A 17112-nucleotide genomic window follows, 5' to 3' on the forward strand; every position below is an offset into this window, starting at 1 on the left:
AAGGTGGCGCCTATATTCCGTGCCTCAATCGGGCACGGATGCACCGTCGCCCGTCGTCATGGCCGGGGGGAGCAATGGCTGAAAATCTGCGGGACGCAGCACTCGATTACCACCGTCAGCCGACGCCCGGGAAGATCGCGGTCACGCCGACGAAGCCGCTGGCGACCCAGCGCGACTTGGCGCTGGCCTATTCGCCCGGCGTCGCCGCCGCCTGCGAGGCGATCGTCGCGGATCCCGCCGAAGCCAGCGCCGTGACCAGCCGGGCCAACCTGGTCGGCGTGATCACCAACGGCACCGCCGTGCTGGGCCTGGGATCGATCGGGCCGCTGGCCGCCAAGCCGGTGATGGAAGGCAAGGGCGTCCTGTTCAAGAAGTTCGCCGGCATCGACGTGTTCGACATCGAGCTGGACGAGAAGGACCCGGACAAGCTGGTCGAGATCATCGCGGCGATGGAGCCGACTTTCGGCGGCATCAATCTCGAGGACATCAAGGCGCCGGAATGCTTCTACATCGAGGAGAAGCTGCGCGCCCGCATGAAGATCCCGGTCTTCCATGATGACCAGCACGGCACCGCGATCATCGTCGGCGCCGCGATCCTGAACGGATTGCGGGTGGTCGGCAAGCGGATCGAGGACGTGCGGCTCGTCGCGTCCGGCGCGGGCGCCGCGGCGCTGGCCTGCCTGGACCTGCTGGTCGACATGGGCATGCCGGTCTCCAACATCACCGTGACCGACATCCTCGGCGTGGTCTACAAGGGCCGCACCGAGCTGATGGACCCGCGCAAGGAGCGCTACGCGCAGGAGACCGACGCGCGCACCCTGGGCGAGGTCATCGCCGGCGCCGACATCTTCCTGGGCCTGTCCGCCCCCGGCGTGCTGAAGCCCGCCATGGTCGAGCAGATGGCCGCCGACCCGCTGATCCTGGCGCTGGCCAACCCCGTGCCGGAGATCATGCCGGAGGAGGCCAAGGCGATCCGTCCCGACGCGATCCTGGCGACCGGCCGGTCGGACTATCCGAACCAGGTCAACAACGTCCTGTGCTTCCCCTTCATCTTCCGCGGCGCCCTGGACGTGGGCGCCACCACCATCAACGAGGCGATGAAGATCGCCGCCGTCCGCGCCATCGCCGACCTGGCCATGGCGGAGGCGAGCGACGTGGTGGCCTCGGCCTATGGCGACCAGCTCTCCGGCTTCGGCCCGGAGCACCTGATCCCCAAGCCGTTCGATCCCCGCCTGATCCTCCAGATCGCGCCGGCGGTGGCCCGGGCCGCGATGGACAGCGGCGTGGCGACCCGGCCGATCGAGGACTTCGCGGCCTATGAGGACAAGCTGAACGAGTTCGTCTTCCGCTCCGGCTTGCTGATGCGGCCCGTCTTCGTCCGCGCCAAGCAGGACCCGCGCCGCGTGGTCTATGCAGAGGGCGAGGAGGAGCGGGTGCTGCGCGCGGTCCAGGTGGTGGTGGACGACCGGCTGGCGAAGCCGATCCTGATCGGCCGCCGCGACGTGGTGATGCGCCGGATCGAGAAGGCGGGGCTGCGGATCAGGATCGGCGAGCATGTCGATCTGGTCGACCCGGAGAACGATCCCCGCTACGCCGACTACTGGAACCTCTATCATCGCCTGATGGAGCGCAGCGGCATCTCGCCGGATGTCGCCCGGACGGTGGTCCGCACCAACACGACCGTGATCGCGGCCCTGATGGTCCGCCGGGGCGAGGCGGACGCGATGATCTGCGGCACCATCGGCAAGTACCGCAACCACCTGGGCGACATCCGCGACGTGATCGGCCTGCGGCCGGGAGTCCACAACCCGGCGGCGCTCAGCGTCCTGATCCTGAACAAGGGCACCTTCTTCATGTGCGACACCTATGTGTCGCCCGACCCGACCGTGCCGGAGATTTCGGAGATGACGGCGCTGGCGGCCGAGGAGGTCCGGCGGTTCGGCTTGGCGCCTAAGGTGGCCCTGCTGTCCCACAGCAATTTCGGCAGCCACGACAGCCCGTCCGCCGTCAAGATGCGCCAGGCGCTGGTCGAGATCACGAAGCGCTGTCCCGACCTGGAGGTCGAGGGCGAGATGCATGCCGACAGCGCCCTGTCCGAGGAGATCCGCGCCCGGATCTTCCCGAACTCGCGCCTGAAGGGGAAGGCCAACCTGCTGGTCATGCCCGACCTGGACGCCGCCAACATCGCCTTCAACATGACGAAGGTGATGGGCGACGGCCTGTCGGTCGGCCCGGTGCTGCTCGGCGTCGCCCAGCCGGCGCACATCCTGACCCCGTCGGTGACCGTCCGGGGCATCGTCAACATGTCGGCGCTCGCGACGGTCGATGCCCAGGTCTCGGCCGCGGAGGCGGCCGCGAAGCCGTAGGCGCGATCGACTGGAGCCCGGACGGAGCGACCGGGCTCCAGTCGATCGAAACCGTATCCGCCGGACCGGCAGCAAGGAAGAGGGCAGGATGACCGAGGCGGCTCCGGAAATCGAGCGGCCCGAGCCGGTTCGGCCCGGGTCCGACCGCGACGACGAGGCAGAGAACGAGTTCGGGGTCTCCCCCGATCTCGTCAACGGCGTCCGCGAGAAGCTGGACGACGGTAGGATCGGCGAGGTTGAGGCGGTGGTTTCCGACCTCCACGCCGCCGACCTGGCCGACCTGGTCGAGCAGATCGGACCCGATCACCGGGGCGCCCTGATCGATATCCTGCGTCCGGGCTTCGACGCGGAGATCTTCGCCTATTTGAGCCCGTCGCTGCGCGACGTCCTGGTCGACCAGCTCGAGCCGCGCGAGCTGGCGGCCGCGGTCGCGGAGCTGGAGAGCGACGACGCGATCGACCTGATCCAGGACCTGGACGCCGACCAGCAGCGCGAGATCCTGGAGAACCTGCCGCCTGAGACCCGCGCGCTGGTCGAGGAGGGCCTGACCTTCCCGGAATACAGCGCCGGCCGCCTGATGTCGCGCGACCTGGTTTCCGTGCCGCAGTTCTGGACCGTCGGCAAGACGCTGGATTATCTGCGCACCGAGACCGACAACCTGCCGGAAGACTTCTACGACATCTTCATCGTGGACCCCATGCACCGGGTGGTGGGCGCGGTCCCGCTCAGCCGGATCATGCGGCAGAAGCGTTCGGTCAAGGTCGGCGACATCCTGACCGAGGACATCCGCACCGTTTCCGCGACCACCGACCAGGAGGAGGTCGCCTTCCTGTTCCGCCAGTACGGACTGGTCTCGGCGCCTGTGGTGGACGGGGCCGGGCGGCTGCTCGGCGTGATCACGGTGGACGACGTGGTCGACGTGATCGACGAGGAGGCGGAGGACGATCTGCTCAAGCTGAGCGGCGTGCCCGACACCGACATCTACCGGGCGGTGCTGGACACCACGCGGTCGCGCTTCTCCTGGCTGTTCGTCAACCTGCTCACCGCGATCCTGGCGTCGGCCGTGATCGCCGTGTTCGAGGGGACGATCGAGCAGATCGTGGCGCTGGCCGTGCTGATGCCGATCGTCGCATCCATGGGCGGCAATGCCGGGACCCAGACGCTGACGGTGACCGTCCGCGCCCTGGCGATGCGGGAGCTGTCCGAGGCGAACGCGCTGCGCGTCGTCGCCAAGGAGGCGCTGGTCGGGACGATCAACGGCGCGCTGTTCGCCGTGATCATCGGGCTGGTGGCCGGTCTGTGGTTCGCTGACCCGCTGCTCGGGATCGTCATCGGATCGGCGATGATCATCAACCTGTTCGTCGCCGGCCTGTGCGGGACCCTGATCCCGCTGGGGCTGGCCCGGCTGAAGATCGACCCGGCCGTGGCCAGCGCCGTGTTCCTGACCACGGTCACCGACGTCATCGGCTTCTTCGCCTTCCTGGGGCTGGCGGCGCTGATCCTGCTGTAGGTCCCGCTTCCGGAACAGGAGTTTCGACGGGAGTCGAGGCCGCGCGCCGGTGTCCGGAGCTTCCCGCGGACATCACCAGCGAAGCGTCGGCAGGACGGCGCGCGGGCGCCTGCCCGCGGCGGCGCAGAGGGCGGCCAGCCGTCCGGCATCGGGTGCCTCTCCCCAGGCGGTGCCGAGATCCTGGCGGTGGAGCCCGCCGGTCACGAGGACCGAGTCCAATCCCACCGCCTCGGCGCCGGCCAAGTCGGTGGCCAGATTGTCGCCGATCGCGAGGATGCGGCTGCGGTCGCCGATGCCGAGCAAGGCGAAGCAGCGGTCATAGAGGTCGTTGAACGGGAGCCCGCAGTAATCGACGGCACCTCCCAGCTCGGCATAGCGTCGGGCCAGCGCGCCGCCGCCCGGAGCCCGGCCGTCGCCGGCCAGGATCCACCGCTCCGGATCGGCGCAGAGCATCGGCAGGTCCGCCCTGGCGCAGATCCTCAGCACTTCCTCGTAGTCGGCGAGGCTTTCCTCGACATCGTTCAGGCCGGTGCCCAGGACGAAGTGGGCGAGATAGGGCTGGTCCACCGCTTCCATGTCCAGGCCATGGATCAGCTCGGCGTCCCGGATCGGCCCGAAATGCAGGCAGGCCGTGCCGAGATCCTCGAGCCAGGGTTCCGGCCTGTGGCGCAGCCACTGGTGCGCCAGTTCGCCCGACGTGAGCAGGTAATCGAACAGCCCGGTGGCGAGCCCCAGTCCGTCGAGCAGGCGCGCCGCCGACGCGGTGCGGCGTGCCTGGTTGGTCAGCAGGCAGATGCGCTTGCCGGCGGCCTTGAGGCTTTCCAGCGCGGCCAAGGCCCCTGGGTAGGCCGCGGAGCCGTCGTGGAGCACGCCGCCGGCGTCGACGATGAAGGCGTCGTAATCGTCGGCCAGCCGGGCGAGCCCGTCGAGGAGCGGGATGTCTTCATGCATGCTGTCGGCCATGGTCGCTGATCCCGGCTGGATGGAGGATCCGGACAGTGTCCCATGGCAGGTGCCGCGGACGGGTTGCCTTGGTGTCGCACCCGGCTTGCCCGAAAGATGGAGTTGGTCCCGGGGCGTTCCCGGGGCCATATCGTGATGGTGGTTTCGGAAACTCGGGTCGCCGGGATTGCGCAACGAACGATCCGACATCCTGTTAGGCGGTGGTTAGCGGCTTCTTCAGGATGACTGGATCAAACTGAGTCGGAGAAGGTCGCAAACCCGCGTTGGAGGGGACGGACAGCATTATGGTATTCTTTTCCATCATGGCCCATCAGGCCTATGCCTGCGCGGCCTTCTGGACGTACAGCGCCGAGATGACCCTGGCCATGTACAAGTGCGTCAACACCTCCATGGACGTTTATCTCTCGACCCTGGCGGGAACGGACGTGCCCATCCGCTTTGCCGACAAGGAGGGACGCCTGTCGGGCGAGGGCAGGAGCGCCGACGTGATCCCGTTTCCGTTCCACCGGCTGGGCTCGTCCCGCCTCAAGTGAAGCCTTGACGGGGCAAGCCCCGGGGCCGGGCGTCAGGCCGCCGTCGCCAGCCGGTCGCGTGCGGCCGGGACGGCGGTCAGCATGGCCTTCTGCAGCTTCTCGAAAGCCCGCATCTCGATCTGCCGGACACGCTCGCGGGAAACGGCGTATTCGCGGCTGAGCTCCTCAAGCGTGGTCGGCTCGTCCTTCATGCGGCGCTCAACCAGGATGCGGCGCTCCCGGTCGTTCAGCTTTTCCATGCCGAGCGCCAGCAGGCGCCGGCGCGATGCCAACTCGTCCGCATCGGCGACGATGCTTTCCTGATCGGGCCGCTGGTCGACCAGCAGGTCCTGCCATTCCATCTCGCCGTCGATCGCCGTCACCGCGTTCAGGGAACTGTCCGCGGCGGCCAGTCGCCGGTTCATGTCGACCACCTCCGCCTCCGGGACGTCCAGCTTCGTCGCGATCGAGGTGATCGTCTCCGCCGAAAGGTCGCCGGACTCCAGTTCCTGCATCTCGCGCTTCAGGCGGCGCAGGTTGAAGAACAGCTTCTTCTGGGCGGCCGTGGTGCCCAGCTTGACCATGGACCAGTTATGCAGGACATAGCCCTGCATGGCGGCCCTGATCCACCACATGGCATAGGTGTTGAACCGGAACCCGCGTTCTGGGTCGAACTTCTCGACCGCCTGCATCAGGCCGACATTGCCTTCCGCGATCAGGTCGGCGACCGGCAGGCCGTAGCCGGCGAAATTGCGGGCCATCTTGATGACCAGGCGCAGGTGGCTGCCGACCAGAAGGCGCATGGCGCGCCGGTCGCCCTCGTCGCGCCACCGGCGGCCCAGATCGATTTCCTCCTCGGCCGTCAGCATCTTGAAGCGACGGGATTCCTCGATGAACGGGGTCAGGGTGTCGTCGGTATGAATGCTCAAAACGAACCTCCAAGACACGTAGTGTTCCCGCACACGAGACAGAGCGACCCGTCGCCGTTCCGCCGCTGTCGGGCGGCGGAGGCGCGAGGAGGGTGCTTATGTCGGGAACGACATCAGATATGGGGAGGCTGGACCCTGCTTCAAGAAGAACCTGCATTGAAAATACAGCTTTAAGAGGGGTCTCGAAACGGCGCCTCGAAGTTCACCGGCCGGGCGGCCAGGACCGGCCGCCGGCTGGCGGCACGCTGCCCCGGCGCCTGAACGCGCCGGGCGGCGCCACCTCGAACGGCCGGGTGTGCCGGCGCTCGAACAGCGGCACCTCGCGTCGCTTGAAGAAGGGGATCAGGGCCGCGCCGGCCACGAACCCGCCGACATGGGCCCAGAACGCCACGCCGCCGTCGTCGCCGGTGGTCGGGGTCGTGGCGCCGCTGACGAACTGCAGGATGAACCAGAGCCCCAGCACGACCGCCGCCGGAACGCTGACGATGCGGATGAAGAAGAGGATGATGAACAGCATCCGCACGTTGGCGCGCGGGTGAAGGACGAGGTAGGCGCCCAGCACGCCGCCGATCGCCCCGCTGGCCCCGATCATGGGGATCTGCGACTGCGGTGCCGCGAACCCCTGGGCCAGCGCCGCCGCCGTGCCGCACAGCAGGTAGAAGACCAGGAAGCGGCCCCGTCCCATGCTGTCTTCGACATTGTTTCCGAAGATCCAGAGATACAGCATGTTGCCCAGCAGGTGCATCCAGCCGCCGTGCAGGAACATCGAGGTGAAGACGCTGGCCGAAGCCGGGACCATCCGCAGTTCCGGCGGCAGCTGGGCGGAGCCGAACAGGACGGCCGGGATCAGGCCGAGGGAATAGACGATGGCCTGGCCGGCCCGCGGACCCAGCGAGACCTGCCACAGGAACATCGCGACGCAGGCGGCGATGACCGCATAGGTGACGACGGGAGTGCGCCGGGTCGGATTGTCGTCCGAAAGGGGAAGGGTGAACATCGCGTCCTCGACCAGCCAGGGAGTGTACGGCACGACCCGCCGCGGGACCGGCACCCGGAACAAACCCTGCCGGCGCGGGGAACGTTCCGAGCGCAACGATACACCTGCTCCGGGACCGGCAGGGGGCCGGACGCGTCCGGCGTCACTATATCAATATGCCGACGGATCGATATACCGGTGGCCGGACATGGCTGACCGGGACCCGACGCCCGCTCAGGCGGCGAACACGACCCCGGTGTCGCCGGACCGGTGAACGGACCGCATGGCCTCCGTCAGGGCCTCGATCCCGAAGGGTTTCATCAGGAAATGCCGCGCGCCCGCGGCATAGGCGTCGGCGGGGCTCGCATGGGCGCTGCAGACGATGACGGGAACTCCCAGCCGGCCGGAGATCTCCCGGGTCGCCGCGAGCCCATCCGTTCCGTCCGCCAGCGCCACGTCGACCAGGGCCAGGTCCGGGCCGCTCGACTCGGCCAGATCGACGGCCTGTCCGGCGGTCTGCGCAGTCGCACAGACCTGATGGCCCAGCTGCTCGATCACCATTGTCAACCCCATGACGACGAGTTCATCGTCCTCTGCAATGAGAAGTCGCAATTTGCTCGCCATCCCTGGATCCCACACTTCATCTCTGGCCGCGCGCGGGCGGACCGTCATGATCTCTTTCCCTGATAATGTCCGAAGGACGGTTCACTCTGCCATCGTCATTACGGCATATTTCCGGACCTGTAAGAGGGTCGACCGCCGGGTACGCAAAATCTGCGGGCATTACTCCCTATCCTGTCCGATCGCGGCGCCTGGCCGGCGCCGCGGGTCGAAGACTTCCGGCCCCTGCCTCCTTACGGCGATGCGGCGGCCGACCGGTATGGCCATCCGCCATAAGACTGCCGGGTAAAATATCTGTTACGGATGCTTGACGGTGGGTGGGTACATCCTTATTATCCGCGAACCTTTTCGGGAGGCAGGTAGTAGACCGTTCGCGGGCTAGACGCTGCCGCCCTTGAGGCTCCGACCTGACATAGCCGCACCCGAGCTTTTTCGGACGGCGTTTGATGATTTACCCGCACGAGGCGGAGTTTACGCTTCGACGGCGGGTTTTTGCATCGTCTGGCATCTGGTTTGCCGACGACGGGACTTAATGGAAGAAGGGCTCTGATGCCGACGATCAGTCAGTTGATCCGTAAGCCGCGCCAGCCTCTGGCGGCGCGCAACAAGGTGCCGGCACTGGAAGAGTGCCCGCAGAAGCGTGGTGTCTGCACCCGCGTGTACACGACCACCCCGAAGAAGCCGAACTCGGCGCTTCGTAAGGTCGCCCGCGTGCGCCTCACCAACGGCTTCGAAGTTACCAGCTACATCCCGGGTGAAGGCCACAATCTTCAGGAACACTCGGTGGTGATGATCCGCGGCGGCCGCGTGAAGGACCTTCCCGGTGTCCGTTATCACATCATCCGCGGTTCGCTCGATACCCAGGGCGTGAAGGACCGTCGGCAGCGCCGGTCGAAGTACGGCGCGAAGCGTCCGAAGTAAGGAGATCCTGAAGAATGTCTCGTCGTCGTCGCGCGGAGAAGCGCGAGGTTCTGCCGGATGCCAAGTATGGCGACCGCGTCCTCACCAAGTTCATGAACTGCCTGATGCTGGACGGCAAGAAGTCGGTCGCGGAAGCGATCGTCTACGGCGCGCTGGAGCGCGTCGAAGGCCGCGCCAAGGCCGACCCGGTCCAGGTCTTCCACGATGCCCTGGGCAACGTGAAGCCGCACCTGGAAGTCCGGTCGCGCCGCGTCGGCGGTGCCACCTACCAGGTTCCGGTCGAGGTCCGTTCGGACCGCGCCCAGGCCCTGGCCATCCGCTGGCTGATCAACAGCGCTCGCGCCCGGTCCGAGAACACCATGACCGAGCGCCTGTCGGGCGAGCTGCTCGACGCCGCCAACCAGCGTGGTTCGGCGGTCAAGAAGCGCGAAGATACCCACCGCATGGCGGAGGCCAACAAGGCCTTCTCGCACTACCGTTGGTAATCGCTTCGGCGATCTGACCAGACAGCAGTCCGAGAACTCGACATGTCACGCTCCACGCAGCTCGACCGGTATCGCAACATCGGCATCATGGCTCACATCGATGCCGGTCGGACGACGACCACCGAGCGGATCCTCTACTACACCGGCCGGTCCGGGAAGCCCGCGGAAACCACCGCGGCTTCCGGCGCCGATGCCGCGTGGGCGGGTGAGGACGAGGAGCGGGGCATCACGATCACGTCGGCGGCGACCACCTGCTTCTGGAACGGCCACCGCATCAACATCATCGACACGCCGAGCCATGTCGACCTTCCGGTCGAGGTGGAGCGGACGCTGAGGGTGATCGACGGCGCGCTGGCGGTGTTCGACGCCGCGGTCGGGATCGAGCCGCAGTCCGAGGCAGCCTGGCGGCGAGCGGACCAGCACCGCGTGCCGAGGCTGTGCTTCGTCAACAAGATGGACCGGCCGGGCGCGGACTTCTTCCGCACCATCGGCATGCTGGCCGATCGGGTCGGCGCGACCCCGCTGCTCCTGCAGCTGCCCATCGGCGGCGGCGACGGCTTCAGGGGCGTCGTCGACCTGCTGGGCGAGCGCGCGCTGGTGTGGCAGGACGACGGGCTGGGCGCCTCGTTCCAGGAGACCGGGATCCCGGCCGACCTGGAAGCGCAGGTCGCCGAGTACCGCGCCAAGCTGGTCGAGGCCGCGGTCCAGGTCGATACCGAGGCGGCCGAGGCGTTCCTGGCCGGGACCGTCCCGGACGTGGCGGCGCTGAAGGCGCTGATCCGCCGGGGCACCTGCGCGGCGGAGTTCGTGCCGGTGCTGTGCGGCTCGGCCTTCCGCAACAAGGGTATCCAGCCGGTCCTGGATGCTATCGTCGATTACCTGCCGTCCCCGGCGGACATCGGCGGCATCCGGGGCACGGAAGGCGAGGGGCGCGACGAGGCGGTCCGTCCGGCGGACGACGCCGCGCCGTTCTCCGCCCTGGTCTTCAAGGTCATGTCGGACCCGGTCGCGGGCTCTCTGGCCTTCGCCCGTGTCTATTCCGGCACCCAGGCGGTAGGCGGGACGGTACTGAACCCGCTGAAGGGCGAGCGGGAGAAGATCGGCCGGATGCTGCAGATGCAGGCCACCGCGCGCGAGGATGTGAAGCAGGCCATCGCCGGCGACATCATCGCCTTCGCCGGCCTGAAGCATACCGCCACGGGCGATACGCTGTGCGACCCGTCGCACCCGATCGTGCTGGAGCGGACCGAGTTTCCCGAGCCCCTGATCGAGGTCACCGTGGAGCCTCGGACCGGGGCGGACGCGGAGAAGATGGCCGCCGCCCTGCGGCGCATGGCGCAGGAGGATCCCTCCTTCGCCGTCGCCGCGGACAAGGAGCCGGGCCGGACCGTCCTCCGGGGCGCCGGCGAGCTCCAATTGGAGATCCTGGCCGACCGCCTGAAGCGCGAATTCAAGGTCGATGCCAAGGTGGGCGGCCCACGGGTGGCCTACCGCGAGACCGTCTCGCAGCGGGCCGAGGTGGACCATACCCACCGCAAGCAGGTCGGGGGCGCCAGCCAGTTCGCCCGCGTGCGGCTGGCGGTCGAGCCGGCCGCTTCGGCGAGCGGCGTCCGTTTCGAGAGCAGGGTGGCTTTCGCCGTCCTGCCGAAGGAATTCGTCCAGGCCGTCGAGAAGGGCGTCGAGGCGGCCGGGAACGCGGGAGTCGTCGCCGGCTTCCCGGTGACCGACGTGGCGGTAAGCCTGCTGGACGGTGCGCGCCATGACATCGACAGCTCCGCGCTGGCGTTCGAACTGGCCGGCGCCGCGGCGTTCCGCGACGCGCTGGGCAAGGCGGGGCCGGTGCTGCTGGAACCGGTCATGAGCGTCGACATCGTCACTCCGGCGGATTTCGCCGGCGGCGTGATCGGCGACCTGAGAAGCCGTCGCGGACGGATCGAGCAGGTGGACCAGCGCGGGGACGCGGCGGCGGTGACCGCCCTGGTTCCGCTTGCAAACCTGTTCGGATACGCCAATATCCTGCGGTCCATCAGCCAGGGCCGCGCGCATCATACGATGCAATTCGACCACTACGAACCGGTGCCGCAGGCCATCGCCGATGAGGTCCGCGCCAGGGTGGCGTAAGGCTCTCGAGTGAACTGCCGGTGACTAAGATAGATTATGGAGACTGAGGACCATGGCGAAGGCGAAATTTGAGCGGACCAAGCCGCACTGCAACATCGGCACGATCGGTCACGTCGACCACGGCAAGACCTCGTTGACGGCGGCGATCACCAAGGTTCTGGCCGAGACGGGCGGTGCGACGTTCACCGCGTACGACCAGATCGACAAGGCGCCGGAGGAGAAGGCCCGCGGCATCACGATCTCGACGGCGCACGTCGAGTACGAGACGGCCAACCGCCACTATGCCCACGTCGACTGCCCGGGCCACGCCGACTACGTGAAGAACATGATCACGGGTGCCGCGCAGATGGACGGCGCGATCCTGGTGGTGTCGGCGGCCGACGGCCCGATGCCGCAGACCCGCGAGCACATCCTGCTGGCCCGCCAGGTCGGCGTCCCGGCGATCGTGGTGTTCCTGAACAAGGTCGACATGGTCGACGACCCCGAGCTGCTGGAGCTGGTCGAGCTGGAAGTGCGCGAGCTGCTGAGCAGCTACGACTTCCCCGGCGACGACATTCCGATCGTCCACGGCTCGGCGCTGATGGCGCTGGAGGACAAGAGCCCGGAGATCGGCAAGGAAGCCGTGCTGAAGCTGATGGCGGCGGTGGACGAGTACATCCCGCAGCCGGAGCGTCCGGTCGACCGTCCGTTCCTGATGCCGATCGAGGACGTGTTCTCGATCTCGGGCCGCGGCACCGTGGTGACCGGCCGCGTCGAGCGCGGCATCGTCAAGGTCGGCGAGGAGATCGAGATCGTCGGCCTGAAGAACACGGTCAAGACCACCGTGACCGGCGTCGAGATGTTCCGCAAGCTGCTCGACCAGGGCCAGGCGGGCGACAACATCGGGGCGCTGCTGCGCGGCACCAAGCGCGAGGACGTCGAGCGCGGCCAGGTGCTGGCCAAGCCCGGCTCGATCACGCCGCACACCGTGTTCAAGGCCGAGGCCTACATCCTGACCAAGGAAGAGGGCGGCCGGCACACGCCGTTCTTCACCAACTACCGTCCGCAGTTCTACTTCCGGACCACCGACGTGACCGGCATGGTGGCCCTGCCGGAAGGCACCGAGATGGTCATGCCCGGCGACAACGTCGCCATGACCGTCACCCTGATCGCCCCGATCGCCATGGACGAAGGCCTGCGCTTCGCCATCCGCGAGGGCGGCCGCACCGTCGGCGCCGGCGTCGTCGCCAGCATCATCAAGTAAATCGGTTCGGGTTCGCTGTGGGGTTGGTCCCCACGGGCGCAACGAGTTAGCCGACGAAGAGGGGCCGCTCCCCGGAGCGGCCCCTTCAGCGGCAGAGAAACGGGTTTTGAAGACGATGGACAGTCAGAATATCCGGATCCGCCTGCGGGCGTTCGACCATCGCGTGCTCGACCAGTCGACCAGCGAGATCGTCAACACCGCCAAGCGGACCGGCGCACGGGTTCGGGGTCCGATCCCCCTGCCCACGCAGATCGAGAAGTTTACGGTCAACCGTTCGCCGCACATCGACAAGAAGTCGCGCGAGCAGTTCGAGATCCGGACGCACAAGCGCCTGATCGACATCGTCGACCCGACCCCGCAGACCGTGGACGCGCTGATGAAGCTCGACCTCGCCGCCGGCGTCGACGTCGAGATCAAGCTCTAGGTACAAGTGCTTCAAGAATAGGGGTAAGGGACCTCTCCCCCTGAGGATGTCCCTAGTAAGGAGAAGTAAACCATGCGATCCGGTTTGATCGCGCAGAAACTCGGCATGACCCGCGTCTTCACGGACGAGGGCGAACATGTGCCGGTCACTGTGCTGAAGGTCGACAACTGCCAGGTTGTCGCCGTGCGCACCGAGGAGACCGACGGCTACACCGCCGTCCAGCTCGGCGCCGGTACCGCCAAGGTCAAGAACGTCACGAAGCCCCAGCGCGGCCACTTCGCCAAGGCGAAGGTGGAGCCCAAGCGCAAGGTGGTGGAGTTCCGCGTGGATGCCGACGCCCTGATCGAGGTCGGCGCCGAGATTTCGGCTGCCCACTTCATCCCGGGCCAGCTCGTGGACGTCACCGGGACGACGATCGGCAAGGGCTTCGCCGGCGGCATGAAGCGGTGGAACTTCGGCGGTCTGCGCGCGACCCACGGCGTGTCGGTGTCGCACCGTTCGCATGGTTCGACCGGTAACCGCCAGGACCCCGGCCGCACCTTCAAGAACAAGAAGATGGCCGGTCACCTCGGCTCCGAGCGCGTGACCACCCAGAACCTGAAGATCGTCCAGGTCGACGAAGACCGCGGCCTGATCCTGGTCAAGGGCGCCGTCCCGGGTTCCGAGGGCGGCTGGGTGCTCGTCCGCGATGCCGTCAAGCGCAAGGCTCCGGAAGGCCTGCCGTTCCCGGCCGCCCTTCGCGTCCGGACCGATGGCGCCGCCGCCGCTCCCGCACCCGAGGCCCCTGCCGCCGAGACCGGCGCCGAGCCGACGGAGTGAATGACATGAAGACGACCGTCAAGAATCTGAACAACGAAGAGGTCGGCGAGATCGATCTCGACGAGGCGGTGTTCGGCGTTCCGCTGCGTACCGATCTCCTGTCCCGCATGGTCAACTACCAGCTCGCCAAGCGGCGGTCCGGTAACCACAAGGCCAAGGGCATTTCCGAGATCAGCGGCACGACCAAGAAGCCGCATCGCCAGAAGGGCACCGGCCGCGCCCGCCAGGGCTCGCTGCGGTCCCCGCAGTTCCGCGGCGGCGCCGCGATCTTCGGTCCGGTCGTGCGCAGCCATGCCCACGACTTGAACAAGAAGGTCCGCAAGCTGGCCCTGAAGACCGCGCTGTCGACCAAGCTGGCCGAAGGCAAGCTGGTGGTCCTGGAAGCCGCCACGGCCGACAGCCACAAGACCAGGGAGATGGTCCAGCGCTTCAAGCAGCTCGGCCTGACCTCGGCGCTGATCATCGACGGCGCCAACCTGGATGAGAACTTCGTGCGTGCGTCGAGGAATGTTCCGTTGATCGACGTGCTGCCGGAGCAGGGTGCCAATGTCTACGACATCCTGCGCCGCGACACGCTGGTTCTGACGCGCAACGCTGTCGAGCAGCTGGAGGCTCGTCTGAAATGAGCAAGATCTCGAAACCTTCGGTGAGCCAGGAGCGGATGTACGATCTGATCACCGCCCCCGTCATCACCGAGAAGTCGACGATGGGTTCCGAACACCGTCAGGTCACGTTCAAGGTTCCGATGGACGCGACCAAGCCGGAGATCAAGGCTGCGGTGGAAGGGCTGTTCAAGGTCAAGGTGACGGCGGTCAACACGCTGATCACCAAGGGCAAGACCAAGCGCTTCAAGGGTATCTTGGGCCGTCGTTCGGACTTCAAGAAAGCGGTCGTGACCCTGGCCGAAGGCCACACGATCGACGTTACCACTGGCGTCTAAGGCTGAACTGACCGATGGCACTCAAGAACTTCCGGCCCATCACGCCGTCGCTCCGCCAGCTCGTGCTGGTGGACCGTTCGGAGCTGTGGAAGGGCAAGCCGGTCAAGTCCCTCACCGAGGGCCTGACCAAGAGCGGCGGCCGCAACAACACCGGCCGCATCACCGCGCGTCGGATTGGCGGCGGCCACAAGCGCCGCTACCGCCTGGTCGACTTCAAGCGGCGCAAGTTCGATCAGCCGGCCGTCGTCGAGCGGCTGGAGTATGATCCGAACCGCACCGCGTTCATCGCGCTGGTCCGCTACGAGGACGGCGAGCTGGCCTACATCCTGGCGCCGCAGCGTCTGAAGGTGGGTGACAGCATCGTCTCCGGCGAGCGCGTGGACGTGAAGCCGGGCAACGCGATGCCGTTGAAGAACATCCCGGTGGGCACGATCGTCCACAATGTGGAGCTGAAGGCGGGCAAGGGCGGCCAGCTGGCCCGTTCGGCCGGCACCTACGTCCAGCTCGTCGGCCGCGACCAGGGCTACGCCCAGCTGAAGCTGGCGTCGGGCGAGCTGCGCATCGTGCGCGGCGAATGCCTCGCCACGATCGGCGCGGTGTCCAACCCGGACCAGTCCAACATCAACCTGGGCAAGGCCGGCCGCAATCGCTGGCTGGGCAAGCGCCCGGCGGTCCGTGGCGTCGCCATGAACCCGATCGACCACCCGCACGGCGGTGGCGAAGGCCGGACCTCCGGCGGTCGCCATCCGGTGACCCCGTGGGGCAAGCCGACCAAGGGCAAGAAGACGCGGAACAACAAGAAGACGGACGGCCAGATCCTGCGCCGCCGTCATGCGAAGTAAAGGAGTTACGTCGTGGCGCGCAGCGTCTGGAAGGGGCCGTTCATCGACGGCTACCTGCTGAAGAAAGCCGATAAGGCGCGGGCAAGCGGGCGTAACGAGATCATCAAGATCTGGTCGCGTCGCTCCACCATCCTGCCCCAGTTCGTCGGTTTGACCTTCGGCGTTCACAATGGTCAGAAGTTCCTGCCCGTCCTGGTGACCGAGAACATGATCGGCCACAAGTTCGGCGAGTTCTCTCCGACCCGGACCTATTACGGCCACGCGGCCGATAAGAAGTCGAAGAGGAAGTAGCCATGGGCAAGGCAGCGAATGCGCCTCGCATCGCCGAGAACGAGGCGATGGCGTTCGGCAAGATGATCCGTTCCTCGGCCCGCAAGCTCAACCTCGTCGCCGAGCTGATCCGCGGCAAGAGCGCGCAGGCGGCCGTGGCCGACCTGACCTTCTCCAAGCGGCGGGTCGCCGACGAGGTCAAGAAGGTCCTGCAGTCGGCGATCGCCAACGCGGAGAACAACCACCAGCTCGACGTGGACCGCCTCTACGTGGCCCAGGCCACCGTCGGCCGCGCGCTGGTGATGAAGCGGTTCCACGCCCGGGCCCGCGGTCGCGGCGCCCGGATCGAGAAGCCGTTCAGCAATCTGACCGTGATCGTGCGCGAGCGCGAAGAAGCGGTGGAGGCCGAGTAACATGGGTCAGAAGATCAATCCCGTCGGGCTCAGGCTCGGCATCAACCGCACTTGGGATAGCCGCTGGTATGCGGATCGGGACTACGCCGACCTGTTGCATAGCGACCTGAAGCTGCGTAGTTTCCTCCAGGGCCGGCTTCAGCAGGCCGGGGTGTCCCGCGTGGTGATCGAGCGGCCTGCGAAAAAGGCCCGCGTGACCATCCATTCGGCGCGCCCGGGGGTTGTTATCGGCAAGAAGGGTGCCGATATCGAGAAGCTTCGCGGCGAGCTGGCGAAGATGACCGGTTCGGACGTCAACTTGAACATCGTCGAGATCCGCAAGCCGGAGATCGACGCCAAGCTGATCGCCGAAAACATCTCCAACCAGCTGGAGCGCCGCGTGGCTTTCCGCCGCGCCATGAAGCGTGCCGTGCAGTCCGCGATGCGCCTGGGAGCCCAGGGCATCCGGATCAACTGCTCCGGCCGCCTCGGCGGTGCGGAGATCGCGCGCATGGAGTGGTATCGCGAAGGTCGCGTGCCGCTGCACACGTTGCGTGCCGATGTGGACTACGGTGTCGCCACCGCGAAGACCACGTACGGTACCTGCGGCGTGAAGGTCTGGGTGTTCAAGGGCGAAATCCTTGCGCACGATCCGATGGCGCAGGACAAGCGCGCCAGTGAACAACAGGCCGGTCCCAGCGGACGGCCCGAACGCGGCGAACGCGGCGACCACCACCGGGGTGATCGCGGCGATCGTGGCGATCGCGGCGACCGCTGA

At 67.1% G+C, this 17112-nt stretch carries 19 protein-coding genes; 15 read left to right on the forward strand and 4 right to left on the reverse strand.

The window, feature by feature from the left end:
- Positions 1 to 74: 74 nt before the first annotated feature.
- Positions 75 to 2366, forward strand: a complete 2292-nt coding sequence (locus JL101_RS05845) for an NADP-dependent malic enzyme (RefSeq protein WP_203103345.1) — start codon at positions 75 to 77, stop codon at positions 2364 to 2366.
- 88 nt (positions 2367 to 2454) lie between these two features.
- Complete coding sequence (mgtE, locus tag JL101_RS05850) at positions 2455 to 3876, forward strand: magnesium transporter (protein WP_203103347.1); 1422 nt, start codon at positions 2455 to 2457, stop codon at positions 3874 to 3876.
- 72 nt (positions 3877 to 3948) lie between these two features.
- On the opposite strand, the gene JL101_RS05855 is transcribed toward mgtE, so the two are convergent.
- Positions 3949 to 4839, reverse strand: a complete 891-nt coding sequence (locus JL101_RS05855) for a TIGR01459 family HAD-type hydrolase (protein WP_203103349.1) — start codon at positions 4837 to 4839, stop codon at positions 3949 to 3951.
- Positions 4840 to 5123: 284 nt separating this feature from the next.
- Here JL101_RS05855 and JL101_RS05860 point away from each other — a divergent pair, with 284 nt between their 5' ends.
- Positions 5124 to 5372, forward strand: a complete 249-nt coding sequence (locus tag JL101_RS05860; protein WP_203103351.1) for a hypothetical protein — start codon at positions 5124 to 5126, stop codon at positions 5370 to 5372.
- A gap of 32 nt (positions 5373 to 5404) precedes the next feature.
- On the opposite strand, the gene JL101_RS05865 is transcribed toward JL101_RS05860, so the two are convergent.
- From JL101_RS05865 to JL101_RS05875, 3 genes are all read right to left on the reverse strand, one after another.
- Complete coding sequence (locus JL101_RS05865; RefSeq protein ID WP_456115346.1) at positions 5405 to 6220, reverse strand: RNA polymerase factor sigma-32; 816 nt, start codon at positions 6218 to 6220, stop codon at positions 5405 to 5407.
- Positions 6221 to 6482: 262 nt separating this feature from the next.
- Positions 6483 to 7373, reverse strand: a complete 891-nt coding sequence (locus JL101_RS05870; RefSeq protein WP_228435305.1) for a rhomboid family intramembrane serine protease — start codon at positions 7371 to 7373, stop codon at positions 6483 to 6485.
- A 117-nt stretch (positions 7374 to 7490) separates the two neighbouring features.
- Positions 7491 to 7880, reverse strand: a complete 390-nt coding sequence (locus tag JL101_RS05875; protein WP_203103355.1) for a response regulator — start codon at positions 7878 to 7880, stop codon at positions 7491 to 7493.
- A 546-nt stretch (positions 7881 to 8426) separates the two neighbouring features.
- On the opposite strand from JL101_RS05875, the gene rpsL reads away from it, so the two are divergent.
- From rpsL to rpsC, 12 genes are all read left to right on the forward strand, one after another.
- A complete protein-coding gene (rpsL, locus tag JL101_RS05880) occupies positions 8427 to 8798 on the forward strand; it encodes a 30S ribosomal protein S12 (protein ID WP_037461346.1) in 372 nt (123 codons plus the stop codon).
- Positions 8799 to 8812: 14 nt separating this feature from the next.
- Positions 8813 to 9283, forward strand: coding sequence for a 30S ribosomal protein S7 (rpsG, locus tag JL101_RS05885; protein WP_037461345.1), 471 nt, complete (start codon positions 8813 to 8815; stop codon positions 9281 to 9283).
- A 42-nt stretch (positions 9284 to 9325) separates the two neighbouring features.
- Positions 9326 to 11404, forward strand: coding sequence for an elongation factor G (gene fusA / locus JL101_RS05890; protein WP_203103357.1), 2079 nt, complete (start codon positions 9326 to 9328; stop codon positions 11402 to 11404).
- A gap of 52 nt (positions 11405 to 11456) precedes the next feature.
- Entirely contained in the window at positions 11457 to 12647 is a 1191-nt protein-coding gene (gene tuf / locus JL101_RS05895) for an elongation factor Tu (protein WP_201073040.1), read from the forward strand.
- Positions 12648 to 12762: 115 nt separating this feature from the next.
- A complete protein-coding gene (gene rpsJ, locus JL101_RS05900) occupies positions 12763 to 13071 on the forward strand; it encodes a 30S ribosomal protein S10 (RefSeq protein ID WP_037453618.1) in 309 nt (102 codons plus the stop codon).
- Positions 13072 to 13143: 72 nt separating this feature from the next.
- Positions 13144 to 13890: a 50S ribosomal protein L3 gene (rplC, locus tag JL101_RS05905; RefSeq protein WP_201073038.1), complete on the forward strand. Its 747-nt coding sequence runs from the start codon at positions 13144 to 13146 to the stop codon at positions 13888 to 13890.
- Positions 13891 to 13895: 5 nt separating this feature from the next.
- The gene (gene rplD, locus JL101_RS05910) at positions 13896 to 14516 is read left to right on the forward strand and encodes a 50S ribosomal protein L4 (protein WP_203098931.1); all 621 of its coding nucleotides are present in this window, start codon (positions 13896 to 13898) and stop codon (positions 14514 to 14516) included.
- Between the two features lie 5 nt (positions 14517 to 14521).
- Entirely contained in the window at positions 14522 to 14830 is a 309-nt protein-coding gene (locus JL101_RS05915) for a 50S ribosomal protein L23 (RefSeq protein ID WP_201081528.1), read from the forward strand.
- Between the two features lie 14 nt (positions 14831 to 14844).
- A complete protein-coding gene (gene rplB / locus JL101_RS05920; RefSeq protein ID WP_203098930.1) occupies positions 14845 to 15672 on the forward strand; it encodes a 50S ribosomal protein L2 in 828 nt (275 codons plus the stop codon).
- 12 nt (positions 15673 to 15684) lie between these two features.
- Positions 15685 to 15963 (forward strand): 30S ribosomal protein S19, encoded by a 279-nt coding sequence (rpsS, locus tag JL101_RS05925; RefSeq protein WP_037453604.1) that lies wholly within the window; start codon positions 15685 to 15687, stop codon positions 15961 to 15963.
- A gap of 2 nt (positions 15964 to 15965) precedes the next feature.
- Positions 15966 to 16355 carry a 50S ribosomal protein L22 gene (gene rplV / locus JL101_RS05930; RefSeq protein ID WP_201073032.1) on the forward strand — a complete coding sequence of 130 codons (390 nt, stop codon included), beginning with the start codon at positions 15966 to 15968 and terminating at the stop codon, positions 16353 to 16355.
- A 1-nt stretch (position 16356) separates the two neighbouring features.
- Positions 16357 to 17112, forward strand: coding sequence for a 30S ribosomal protein S3 (rpsC, locus tag JL101_RS05935; protein ID WP_201073025.1), 756 nt, complete (start codon positions 16357 to 16359; stop codon positions 17110 to 17112).

The sequence above is a fragment of the Skermanella rosea genome, from assembly GCF_016806835.2.
GTDB lineage: Bacteria > Pseudomonadota > Alphaproteobacteria > Azospirillales > Azospirillaceae > Skermanella > Skermanella rosea.